Below are 12,748 nucleotides of genomic sequence, written 5' to 3'. Positions count from 1 at the left end.
TTATAGTTCCTCCTGCTTCTTAGTTTCTCCAGTAAGTATATAAGAACCTACTTTATCTAAAACAATATCATCTAGATTTTCATGTAATTCTCTTGCAAGTATCTCTTGTACTCTAGGACCACAGAATCCACCTTGACATCTACCCATACCTGGTCTACATCTTTTCTTGATTCCATCTACTGTTTTAGCTCCAACCATTCTATGGATAACATCAACTATTTCTCCCTCAGTAATGCTTTCACATCTACAGATTATTCTTCCATATCTAGGGTCTTTTTTAATTACTTCAGCTTTTTCTTCAGGTGATAATTCCATAAAGTAGATATGAGGTTTATTTTTCTTGTGTTCAGCTTTTTTAGCTGGATTTCCAAGTTTTTCAACTATCATATTTGCTACATCCAGTCCAATTGCTGGAGCTGATGTAAGTCCTGGAGATTTAGTTCCTGCAATGTTAAAGAAGAATGGAACATCTTCAACTTCTCCTATTATGAAATCAGGAATATCTGCTTCTGCTCTAAGTCCAGAGAAGTTTTTGATATTATCTCTGAAATTAATGTTTTTAACACTTTTTACAGCTGTTGCTTTTATAAAGTCAAAAGCTTCTAATGTATTTCCAACATAGTCTTTGTCATCTTGAGTAGTAGCTGTTGGTCCAACTATTAAGTTTCCGTGTACTGTTGGAGATACTAGAACTCCTTTACCAACTTTTGTAGGGCATTGGAAGATTACTTTGTTAACTAGATTTCCTTGAACTTTATCAAGTAAGAAGTATTCTCCAGCTCTAGGAGTTATTTTTATTTTTTTAGAGCTTACCATGTTGTTAATATCATCAGCATAAACACCGGCAGCATTTACAACAACTTTAGCAGTAAGTTCTTCTTTATTAGAAAGGATAACTTTGAATCCTTCAGCAATTCTTTCTATTTTTTCAACTTTTGCATCAGTTTTAAGTTCTGCACCATTTAATACAGCATTTTCAAGTAATTTTATTGTAACTTCCCAAGGGCTTGTTACTCCAGCAGTAGGAGCATACAGAGCAGCTTTCACTTCTGGGTTGATATTAGGTTCCATCTTTAATACATCTTCTCTTTCTAGAAGTTGCATTCCTGGGATACCATTAGTTATTCCTCTGTTGTATAGTAAATTTAGATGTTCTCTATCCTCCTCAGAAAATGCTAAAACAAAAGAACCAGTTCTTTTGAATGGAGCATCTATCTCTTTACATAGATCCTCATACATCTCATTACCTAATGCATTGTATTTTGCCATTAAAGTTCCCTCAGTAGCATCATATCCAGCGTGAACGATTCCTGAGTTTGCTTTACTTGTACCATTAGAAACATCGTGTTCCTTTTCTAATACCATAACTTTTAAGTTATATTTAGCTAGTTCGTAAGCGGTAGCAGCTCCCATTATACCTGCTCCAATAATAATAACGTCAAACATACCTTCCTCCTATTTTTGTTTATAAAAAAGAGTCAACAAATAGGCAGAAGAAAACCTGCCTATTGTCGACTCTCACTTTTCACCAGTCAATATTCTATTTCAAGACTATTATCTTACATTTCGAAGTGTTTGTCAAGAAATATTTTATTCTTCGTCCCAAGCCATAGATCTTTTAACAGCTTTCTTCCAACCAGCGTATTTTTTATTTCTTTCTTCTTCACTCATTGAAGCTGTAAACTCATGGTCAAGTTTCCATTGAGAAGTGATTTCTTCCTTAGATTCCCATACACCAACTGCTAATCCAGCTAAGTATGCAGCACCAAGAGCCGTAGTTTCAAGAGTCACAGGTCTTCTTACATTAACACCTAATATATCAGATTGGAATTCCATTAAGAAGTTGTTAGCAGCAGCTCCACCATCAACTTTCAGGTTGTTTAATTTAATTCCTGAATCTTCTTGCATTGCTTCAAGTACGTCTCTAGTTTGATAAGCTATTGATTCAAGAGTAGCTCTTATTATATGGTTTTTGTTAGCTCCACGAGTAAGTCCTAATATAGCTCCTCTAGCATACATATCCCAATATGGAGCTCCAAGTCCAACAAATGCTGGTACTACATATACTCCACCATTATCTTTAACTTTTCTAGCAAAGTATTCAGTATCTCTTGCTTCAGAAACAAGTTTTAGTTCGTCTCTTAACCATTGTACACTTGCTCCACCTATAAATATACTTCCTTCAAGAGCATATTCAACTTTACCATTAAGTCCAATTGCTATTGTTGTAACAAGTCCATTTTGGCTTCTAACCATTTTGTCTCCAACATTCATAAGTAGGAAACATCCAGTTCCATAAGTGTTTTTAGAATCTCCTTTATTGAAACAAGCTTGTCCAAATAGAGCAGCTTGTTGGTCTCCAGCAACTCCAGCTATTGGAACTCTATGTCCACCTTTACCTCCAAGGTTTGCGTATCCAAATGTTCCACTACAATCTTTTACTTCAGGAAGCATTGATTTTGGTATACCTAAAATTTTAAGAAGTTTTTCATCCCATTCAAGATTTTTAATATTATATATCATAGTTCTAGATGCGTTTGTATAATCTGTTGCGTGAACTTTACCATTTGTAAGTTTCCATATTAACCATGTATCAACTGTACCAAATAGTAAGTCTCCTCTTTCAGCTTTTTCTCTTGCACCTTCTACATTATCAAGTATCCATTTAATTTTTGTTCCTGAGAAGTATGCGTCAATTAAAAGTCCTGTATTTTCTTTTACATATTCATCTAAACCTTCAATTTTCTTTAGTTCATCACATATCTTAGCTGTTCTTCTACATTGCCAAACTATTGCGTTATAAACAGGTTTTCCAGTGTGTTTGTCCCAAACTATAGTAGTTTCTCTTTGGTTAGTGATTCCAAGTCCAATGATATCATGTTGAGAAATACCAGTTCTTGCAATTACTTCAGCAAGTACTCCACTTTGGCTTGACCATATTTCCATAGGGTCATGTTCTACCCAACCTTCTTTTGGATAAATTTGTCTAAATTCTTTCTGTGCAACTCCTACAATTTTTTGGTCACTATCAAAAACTATAGCTCTTGAACTAGTTGTTCCTTGATCAAGTGCGATTACATATTTTGTATTCATAAGTTTTAAACCTCCAAGATAATGTTATTAAAGTCCTAATACACATTCAACGCAGTAATTAGCGAAGAAGTCAAATAATAATACACCAAGTACAGCACCAATAATTGGTCCAACTATAGGTACCCATGCATATCCCCAGTTTGATCCACCTTTACCTTTTATAGGAAGTATAGCATGAGCGATTCTAGGTCCTAAGTCTCTTGCAGGGTTGATAGCAAATCCAGTTGCTCCTCCAGTTGACATACCTATAACACAGATTAGAAGTCCTACTAGGAATGGTGTAATTCCAGGTTGCACCATGTTTTTACCATATCCTATTGCTAAGATTCCAACTACAAGTATAGCAGTACCAACTATCTCTGTTACTACGTTCCAAGGTTTGTGGTCTATTGCAGGTCCAGTTGAGAAAACACCTAATTTTACTCCAGCGTCAGGTTCTGCATCCATAAGATCCTTGTAAACTAAGTAAGCTAAAGTAGCTCCTAAAATTCCTCCTAAAACTTGTGCAACTATGTACCCTGGTACAAGTGCCCAATCCATTCTTCCACTAAGTGCCAATGCTATTGATAAAGCTGGATTTAAGTGTGCACCACTTACCCATCCTGTAAGATAAGCTGACATAGTAACTGACATACCCCAACCGAAGCAAGTTACCATCCAACCTCCTCCTTTTCCGAAACTCTTGTCTAGAGATAGAGTCATGTTAACTCCGTTTCCCATAAGTAAGAGTAAGGCAGTACCGATAAATTCGGCCAAATACATTGAACTTGGTTCCATACGTAATTCCCCCTTAAATATTTTTTTGGGCTATATGAAAAAAAGAGGCTTAAAAAAACTTTACTACCCTCAGAGTAGTAAGGTTTCTTCCGCCTCACAAATCACATAGCTCTATAACATTACATTAAGTATAATCCTAAAAGTGATTTTTGTCAATACATTTTTTACTGTTTTAAACTATACTGTTTTAAACTAGATAGGTTAGATGTTCCATAAATCTTTATCTGTAGTAGATATACCCATTGCACCTGCACCTAAAGCATTTATGATATCTTCCTTCTCATCAATAAGTCCTCCAGTAATAACAGGAATCTTCACTGAACGGTCTATTCTTGAAATTATTTTAGGCATTAATCCTGGTAATATTTCAACTGCATTTGGAGTATTTTCTCTTATATGAGAGATAGTATTTGAAAGAGAAAAAGAATCTAATACAAAAAATCTTTGAATGACACTGATATTATTTTTTATAGCAAAAGTTACTAAATTATGTTTAGTTGTTATGATTCCATCAGGGTTGATCTCTTTCATTAAAAATTCAACTCCATTATTAGAACTAGAAAGTCCATCCACCATATCTATATGAACGTAAACTATTTTATTTGCCTCTTTTAACTTTGTAACAATATCTTTGATATTAAGGATATCTGCCATAATTACAAATACGATTTCACTATTACTGTGAATAGCTTCAATTAAGTTAACATCATTTTTAACTGCTGGAATTATTGGATTTCTTTCTAATATCTCTTTAATATTATGCATAGGTATTCTCCTTTTTTTTATATTTTAATTTTTTAATGTCTATTTAAATGATATCACGTTTTTTACAAGAAAAAAAGGTATTTTTCTAAAATAGAGAGTTCTAAATACTAATATAGATGATAGAACTTAGTTTTGCGTCGAAAATAGTACAGATATCAACCTTTATTTTTGTAAAATTATCTCAAAAAGCAATAAATTATAGACAAAAAAACCTGTCATCTAAATTTAGATGACAGGCTATATTGATTAAGAAAAATGATCTATTTTTACATCATTCCAGGCATCATACCTGGATTCATCTCATGTTGTTTTGGCTCTTTTTTAGTAGCTACTAACACTTCAGTTGTCAGTATTAGTGCAGATATAGATGCAGCATTTTGGATAGCTGATCTAGTTACTTTAACTGGATCTATTATACCTGCTTCAAGCATATTTACGTAGATTTCAGAAATTGCGTTAAATCCATATCCTTTAGGAAGTTCTTTTATCTTTTCAAGAACAACAGCACCATCGATACCAGCATTGTCTGCAATTTGTTTTAAAGGAGCAGTTAGTGCTTTTTTAACTATTTCAACTCCAACTCCTTCTTCACCTTCAAGTTTAAAATCTTCCATATCTTTAGCAATTTCAACTAAGATAGTTCCTCCACCTGCTACAATTCCCTCTTCAACTCCAGCTCTTGTAGCATTTAAAGCATCTTCTATTCTAAGTTTTTTATCCTTCATTTCAGTTTCTGTAGCAGCTCCAACTTTTATAACTGCAACTCCACCAGAAAGTTTAGCAAGTCTTTCCTGAAGTTTTTCTTTATCATAGTCAGAAGTTGATTCTGCTATTTGATTTTTAATAGCTCCAACTCTTGTTTGGATAGCTTCACTATCTCCAAAACCATCTACAATTATTGTATTGTCTTTAGTAACCTTAACTCTTTTTGCAGTACCTAATTGAGGAATAGTTGTTTCTTCAAGTTTAAGTCCTTTTTCTTCACTTATTACTTCTCCACCTGTAAGAATAGCAATATCCTCAAGCATAGCTTTTCTTCTATCTCCAAATGCAGGAGCTTTTACAGCTACTACATTTAATGTTCCTCTAAGTTTGTTGATAACTAGAGTAGTAAGAGCTTCACCTTCAAGTTCATCAGCAATAATTAAAACTGGTCTTGAAGCTTGCACTGTCTGTTCAAGTATAGGTAGAATATCTTTCATACTTGAGATTTTTCTATCAGTGATTAAAATGAATGGATTATCAAGTTCAGCAACCATTCTTTCTGAATCAGTAACCATATAAGGTGAAATATATCCTTTGTCAAATTGCATTCCTTCAACTACCTCTAGAGTAGTGTCTAGTGATTTTGCTTCTTCAACAGTGATAACTCCAGTTTCTCCGACTTTTTCCATAGCTTGTGCTATTAGTTTTCCAATCTCTTCATCTCCTGCAGAAATTGATGCAACTTGTGCAATCTCTTCATTTGATTCGATTTTTTTTGCTTTTTCTTTTAAATGTTTAATTACCTCTTTTGTAGCTTTTTCGATACCTCTTTTGATAAACATAGGATTAGCTCCTGCACTTACCATTTTTAGCCCTTCTTTAACAATAGCCTGAGCCAAAATAGTTGCAGTAGTAGTACCATCTCCAGCTACGTCATTAGCTTTTGTAGCTACTTCTTTTATAAGTTGTGCTCCCATATTTTCAAATGGATCTTCAAGTTCTATCTCTTTAGCAATTGATACACCGTCATTTGTTATTAATGGTGAACCATAGCTTTTTTCAAGTACAACATTTCTTCCTCTTGGTCCTAATGTTATTTTAACAGCGTCAGCTAATGTGTTAACTCCTATTTCAAGTTTTTTTCTTGCTTCCTCATCAAATTTCAAAATTTTTGCCATTTATATCCCTCCAAAATTAGTCAATAATAGCTAATACATCTTCTATATTTAAAATAAGATATTTTTCTTCTCCATCTTTTATCTCAGTTCCTGAGTATTTAGCATAAATTACTTTTTCTCCAACTTCTATCTTAGGCATGTCTTCTCCAGTTCCAACAGCCATTACTTCACCCATATTAGGTTTTTCTTTGTCCCCAGCTCCTGGAAGAATAATACCACTTGCTGTTTTTTCTTCTTCTTTTATCAATTTAACTAAAACTCTTTTACCAATAGGTCTAATATTCATGATATCTATGCCTCCATAATTTTTATTAGCACTCTATATAACTGAGTGCTACTCAATCTATTAATATATTAAATCATTTACAATTAACTGTCAATAGTTTTTTGAAAATTCATTGTATTTTTTTAGAAGTATTGTTAAAATGTCCTTATATAAAAAATAAGGAGGATGGAAAGATGTTTGCCAAGTTGAGAGATAACAGTGATCTTAGAAATTTTTATAAAAGTTTTTTGGCAATTGGAATTCCGTTAACTATACAGCAATTAGTTTCTTCTTCGTTAAATTTTATAGATAATTTGATGATTGGAAGATTAGGAACAGAGTATTTAGCAGCTGTTGGATTTGCAGGAAGTCTATACAGAATATTGGACCTTGTTATTTTTGGCGTGTGCAGTGGAATGGGAGTCTTTGTTGCTCAATATTATGGTAAAAAGAATTATGATGCTATTAAAAAGATATTCGGCCTTATGATGAGGTGTGCTGTCTTTATAGGAATAGTATTTGCTTTTATTGGTCATTATTTTTCTAATGAAATAATAAAGATTTTCTCTAAAGATACCAGGGTAATTGAAATAGGTGTATCATATATAGAGATTGTTGTATACTGTTATATTTTTTATGCTATTTCATCAGGAATAGCCTATACTCTGCGTTCTATGGGATATACTAAATATCCTATGTTTGCAGCAGCAATTGGAGTAGTTGCAAATACATTTTTTAACTACTGTCTTATCTATGGAAACTTTGGATTACCTAGACTGGAAGAAAAAGGTGCTGCAATTGCTACTATTATTGCAAGAATTATTGAAATGGTAATTATTTTGACAATTGTATACATAAAAGACTTTAATTTAAAAGGAAAACTATCTTCATATATTAATGTATCAAAAGAACTGATAAAAGAGATAATAAGAGTATCAACACCTGTTATGTGTACAGAGTCAATGTGGATATTAGGTACTATTGCTCTTACTATAGCTTATGCCAAACTTGGAACAGATCAGGCTGCCTGTGCTCAAATTGCAGATGTTGTATCAACCTTTTCAGCAATACTTTTTATGGGGATTGCCAATTCAGCAGCAGTTATAATAGGTCATACTATTGGTGAAGGAAATAAAGAAAAAGTTATTTTTTATGCAAAACAGGTTTTATATGTGGCCTTTATAATGGCAGCATTTTGCTTTGTAATGGTTGAAATATTTGTAAATCCTATTGTTTCTCTATATCATCTGCCTGAAGATATCACTTATATGGCAGAAAAAACTGTCCAGGTATATGGAGGATTAATCTTCTTTAAAATGGTAAACTGGGCTATTTTGATTGGGATTTTTAGAGCAGGTGGAGATACTAAGGTGGCATTTTATTTAGATATTCTGCCACTGTGGTTATATGGTGTACCAATGGCATTTGTGGGGGCTTATTTTGCTCTTCCTATATATTACGTAATAGCAATAGCAGAGTTTTGTGAAGTTATAAAACTATGTTTTGCAATGTTAAGATACAGATCTCTAAGATGGATGAAAGATGTAACTGTATAGAGATTTATGTTGAAATACCAGGATAAAAATATTACTATATAATATATAGTGAAGCGAGGGTAAATAATAATAATTAAAAGAGGGGATGGATTATGGAAATAAAGAGAGTGTGGGGAGTATATTTTAGTGCAACAGGAACAACAAAAAAAGTTGTAGAAGAGTTGGCAAAATCTCTTGGGAAAAAATTTAATATTGAAGAAAAGATTTATGATTTTACAGTGCCTGAAAAAAGAAAAGATATACTAAAATTTGAAAAGGGAGATTTAGTTGTTTTTGGTATGCCAACTATTGCTGGAAGAGTTCCAAATCTTATGCTTGAATATCTAAAATCAATTGAAGGAAATGGAGCATTGGCAGTTCCTGTTTCACTTTATGGTAATAGAAATTATGATGACGCATTGATAGAACTTAGAGATATTTTAGCTGATGATGGATTTATGCCAGTGGCAGCAGGAGCTTTTGTAGGAGAGCACTCTTTTTCAAAAATATTAGGAGCAGGAAGACCTGATGCTAAAGATATAGAAGTTGTTCATGAATTTGCAGACAAAATTTATGATAAAATTATTGCAAATAATATCTCTTTAGTTGAGGTTAAAGGGACTCCAAAGCCATATAGATGGTATTATCAGCCAAGGGACAGAAAAGGAGAAAAGATAGATATAAGAAAGGTAAAACCTCTGACAAATGATAAATGTGTAAAATGTGGATTATGTGCAAGAATTTGTCCTATGGGATCAATTTCTCTTGAAGATCCAAGTCAGGTAACAGGAATATGTATTAAATGCTGTGCATGTGTTAAAAGATGTCCACAGGAAGCTAAGTATTATGATGATAAAGGATATCTGTATCATAAATCAGAATTAGAAGCTGAATACTCTGAAAAGAGAAATGAACCTGAGTTATTTCTATAGAATATGTTAAAAAGATGGGCTATTGCAGATTTATAAATGCAATAGCCCATTTTATATAAGTTTTATAGATTAAAATATTTTTCAATATATTTAGCAACACCATCGTCTATGTTTGAAAGTGTCATATTATGAAATTCTTTTTTTATAATCTCCTGTGAATTGGCCATTATTACTGGATGACCAGCTGTTCTTAACATATCAAGATCATTTTCTCCATCTCCAAAAGCCATAAATTCGTCAAGGTTAAGATTAAAAATCTCTGCTAAATGTCTTAGAGCAGCTCCTTTGCTGCAACCTTTAGGAGAGATATCTATACATGTAGGTTGAGAAAGGGTAATCTCAACTTGAGAAGCAAATTTTTCTCTTAGAACTTTATTTATTTTTAAAATAATATCTGTATCCTCATCTACTACTATTATTTTATTAAGTTCAGGACAATCTTTAGGAGTATCAAGAATAACCTCTGTAAAAAGAGTTCTTGTTGAATGATCCCTATTATCATCTTTATCACGATAATAATAATTTTCTCTAAATCCACTATAAAAATGGTTGTTATCTTTTATTGTCTGTAAAATATCAGCAGCAATTTTAGAAGGAATCAAATCTTCATATATAAGTTTTCCCTCTTTATTATAAATATTTGCTCCATTATTACATATAAGGAAAATATCAGTATCCAATTTTTTTAAAATCTCTTGAACTCCCAGTTTTCCTCTTCCAGTTGCAATTACAAAATTTATTCCTCTATCAATAAGTTTAGTTATAGCCTTTTTTGCGTATTCACTTGGTAAGTGATCTGGCTGTAAAAGTGTTCCATCTAAGTCTGATACTACAAATTTCATAAAATCTCACCTCTTGTGTACTATATAATACACCAAAAATGTGAAATATAAAAGAGAAGATATTGTAAAAAATAATATATTGACATTTTAATAAGAAAGGAGTATATTTTAATTGTGCATATGCACACAATAAAATTTACTGAGGTGATAAAGTGCCTAGATGTAAAAAGACACGTTGTTGTAGGATTTTGCAAAATGAGATAATTTTCAAACCTACTGGTATTCCTTTGGCAGATTTAGAGATAGTTGAAATAGAAGTAGATGAACTGGAAGCTGTAAGACTTTGTGATTACGAAAATAAAAGTCAGATAGAAGCTGGTGAGATTATGGAAATCTCCCGTGGTACTATTCAAAGACTTTTAAATGAAGGCAGACGAAAGATTTTAGATGCTCTACTTCATAAAAAAGCGATAAAATTGAAAAATGATTATTCTGATGAGATAAAAACTATAGGAGATGATAATATGAATAAAAATTTAAGAGTAGGGTTTGGAACTAATGATGGTGTAAATGTAGGAGATCACTTTGGACACTGTGCTAACTTTGTTATTTTTACAATAGAAGATGGAAACATTGTAAATAAAGAGATGTTAGCTGCTCCAGAACATGCACCAGGAGTATTCCCTAGATTTATTGCTGAAAATAAAGTGGATGTAGTTATTATTGGAACAATGGGAAGCAGAGCTTTTGATATGATAAAAGCAAATGGTGGAGAAGTAATACTTGGAATCAATGGTAAAATCAGCACTGTATTAGAAACATACCTTGCTGGAAACTTAAAATCTCAAGGTACAGCATGTCAACATCACCATCATCATGAAGGTGAAGATCACCACTGCAAACACTAATTTTGATATTTGCAAACATACAACTATACAAATTCAAAAAAGTCTGGAATTTATTTCCAGGCTTTTTTGTTTTCCAATCTATTCTTTTTCTAATTGGTATTGTTTTATCTTTCTATAAAGAGTTGCAATACCTATATCTAAAATTTTAGCTATTTTTTGTTTCGCAGCAGAGGTGTATCCAAACTTACTTAACATTTTTTCAATAGTTTCTTTTTCAATTTGGGCCATTGTTTTAAAAAGTTCACTATTTCCAGTAGTTGTAAAATGAGGTGGTAGATGTACAGTAGTTATTACATTTTCATTGACATCTACAACATTTACAAGATATTCAATAATATTTTTTAATTCTCTTATATTTCCTGGCCATGGATATGAAATAAAACTATTCATTACTTGTGGAGATAATTTTTTTTGAGATGTTCCAAATTTACGGCAATATTTAGTTACAAAAAATTCAGAAATAGCTTTTATATCTACAGGTCTTACTCTTAATGGAGGAATATTAATAGGGAAAACATTTAATCTGTAAAATAAATCCCCTCTAAAAGTATTTTCTTTTACCATTTCTAATAAATTTTGATTTGTAGCTGCAATTACTCTGACATCAATTGTTTTACTTGTATCAGATCCAACTGGTGAAATTGTTTTTTCCTGAAGTACTCTTAGAAGTTTAACTTGTAAAGGTAAAGGCATATCTCCAATTTCATCTAAGAAAATTGTGCCACCATTAGCTTGCTCAAAATATCCCACCTTACCTTTAGGATTTGCTCCGGTGAAAGCTCCTTTAACATACCCAAAAAGCTCACTTTCTATTAAATTTTCAGGAATTGCACCACAGTTAATAGGAATAAATGGTTTATTTTTTCTTTCACTATTACAATGAATTATTTTGGCAATAACTTCTTTTCCAGTTCCGCTTTCACCTGTAATTAAAACTGATGTTGTTGTTTTTGCTACTTTTAAAGCTTTAACGTATACTTCTTGCATTTCAGCAGAGGAAAAAATAAAACTGTGTTCTTCATCAGTGTTAAATTGTCTAAGATAAGATCTGAATTTTACAGCTTCTTCAAATATATAAAGAGTTCTAAATCTTCCCATATGTGTAGGAAAGTCAAGAATGTCTCCAACTACTTCATTTTTTACGTTGTTACAAGTAAGAATGAATTTTTTCTTATCTATGAATTGTTCAAGATTTGTTACTTTAACATCTGAATGAACTTCTGGAGATTGGAAAAGTGCACTACCCATTTCATTAATTAATTCTATTTGATTGTATTCATTAGTAATGATAATTGGATTTGGAATTCGATCAACAATATTTAATAAGACTTTGTTGTTATTCTCAATTCTAATTTTTTCTGTTTCCTGGTAAAGGTGTGAGCTTACAAATGAAGCCATCTGTTCTATGAACTTTATATAGGATTCTTTTTTTTGTATAAATTCTTCTTTTTGTTCGTCGTTAAAACAAATCAAACCTATAACTCCTATTGGGCTAGAATCGAATATGATTGGAGTGGAAAGCTCTAAGTATTCTTTACATTCTCCTATTGAAGGACAATTTTTACAAAGAGGCTCTTTTCTAGGATTAGCAATAATTATAGTCTTTCCTGTTTTTAAAACATGTTTATATACGTGTGATTCCTTTGACATATTTAATCCAACTTTATCAGCTAGTCTACCAGTACCTGCAATTCTAATGAGATTCTGATCCATAACTTCTACATCAACGTTAAGTATATTGGCAATTGTTTCTGCGTATAACATTATATCTTTTTTTAATTTAAAAAGTATATCCATCTCTTCTCCTT

Annotated in this window: 11 protein-coding genes; 3 read left to right on the top strand and 8 right to left on the bottom strand. The window is 32.1% G+C overall.

All coding sequences use genetic code 11. The annotated features are described in order from the left end of the window. The 6 genes from IX290_RS00940 to IX290_RS00915 form a co-directional block, all read right to left on the bottom strand. A complete protein-coding gene (locus IX290_RS00940; RefSeq protein WP_211491350.1) occupies window positions 1-1,446 on the bottom strand; it encodes an NAD(P)/FAD-dependent oxidoreductase in 1,446 nt (481 codons plus the stop codon). Window positions 1,447-1,590: 144 nt separating this feature from the next. Then, window positions 1,591-3,093: a glycerol kinase GlpK gene (glpK, locus tag IX290_RS00935; RefSeq protein WP_211491349.1), complete on the bottom strand. Its 1,503-nt coding sequence runs from the start codon at window positions 3,091-3,093 to the stop codon at window positions 1,591-1,593. A gap of 27 nt (window positions 3,094-3,120) precedes the next feature. Next, on the bottom strand, window positions 3,121-3,870 hold the full coding sequence (locus IX290_RS00930) for an MIP/aquaporin family protein (protein WP_211491348.1): 750 nt from the start codon (window positions 3,868-3,870) through the stop codon (window positions 3,121-3,123). A gap of 201 nt (window positions 3,871-4,071) precedes the next feature. Then, the gene (locus tag IX290_RS00925; protein WP_211491347.1) at window positions 4,072-4,635 is read right to left on the bottom strand and encodes a glycerol-3-phosphate responsive antiterminator; all 564 of its coding nucleotides are present in this window, start codon (window positions 4,633-4,635) and stop codon (window positions 4,072-4,074) included. Window positions 4,636-4,901: 266 nt separating this feature from the next. Further along, the gene (gene groL, locus IX290_RS00920; RefSeq protein ID WP_211491346.1) at window positions 4,902-6,518 is read right to left on the bottom strand and encodes a chaperonin GroEL; all 1,617 of its coding nucleotides are present in this window, start codon (window positions 6,516-6,518) and stop codon (window positions 4,902-4,904) included. Window positions 6,519-6,534: 16 nt separating this feature from the next. After that, window positions 6,535-6,804: a co-chaperone GroES gene (locus IX290_RS00915; protein ID WP_211491345.1), complete on the bottom strand. Its 270-nt coding sequence runs from the start codon at window positions 6,802-6,804 to the stop codon at window positions 6,535-6,537. A gap of 173 nt (window positions 6,805-6,977) precedes the next feature. Here IX290_RS00915 and IX290_RS00910 point away from each other — a divergent pair, with 173 nt between their 5' ends. Continuing rightward, window positions 6,978-8,339 carry an MATE family efflux transporter gene (locus IX290_RS00910; protein ID WP_211491344.1) on the top strand — a complete coding sequence of 454 codons (1,362 nt, stop codon included), beginning with the start codon at window positions 6,978-6,980 and terminating at the stop codon, window positions 8,337-8,339. A gap of 92 nt (window positions 8,340-8,431) precedes the next feature. Then, on the top strand, window positions 8,432-9,250 hold the full coding sequence (locus IX290_RS00905; RefSeq protein ID WP_211491343.1) for an EFR1 family ferrodoxin: 819 nt from the start codon (window positions 8,432-8,434) through the stop codon (window positions 9,248-9,250). Between the two features lie 62 nt (window positions 9,251-9,312). Here IX290_RS00905 and IX290_RS00900 read toward each other — a convergent pair whose 3' ends face one another. After that, a complete protein-coding gene (locus IX290_RS00900) occupies window positions 9,313-10,092 on the bottom strand; it encodes an HAD family hydrolase (RefSeq protein ID WP_211491342.1) in 780 nt (259 codons plus the stop codon). Window positions 10,093-10,244: 152 nt separating this feature from the next. On the opposite strand from IX290_RS00900, the gene IX290_RS11765 reads away from it, so the two are divergent. Beyond that, complete coding sequence (locus tag IX290_RS11765) at window positions 10,245-10,940, top strand: DUF134 domain-containing protein (RefSeq protein WP_349290730.1); 696 nt, start codon at window positions 10,245-10,247, stop codon at window positions 10,938-10,940. Window positions 10,941-11,018: 78 nt separating this feature from the next. Here IX290_RS11765 and IX290_RS00885 read toward each other — a convergent pair whose 3' ends face one another. Then, window positions 11,019-12,737 (bottom strand): sigma 54-interacting transcriptional regulator, encoded by a 1,719-nt coding sequence (locus tag IX290_RS00885; RefSeq protein WP_211491341.1) that lies wholly within the window; start codon window positions 12,735-12,737, stop codon window positions 11,019-11,021. Window positions 12,738-12,748 lie beyond the last annotated feature (11 nt).

Source organism: Fusobacterium sp. DD2 (assembly GCF_018205345.1).
GTDB lineage: Bacteria > Fusobacteriota > Fusobacteriia > Fusobacteriales > Fusobacteriaceae > Fusobacterium_A.
This window is presented reverse-complemented; position numbering and strand designations above follow the sequence as displayed.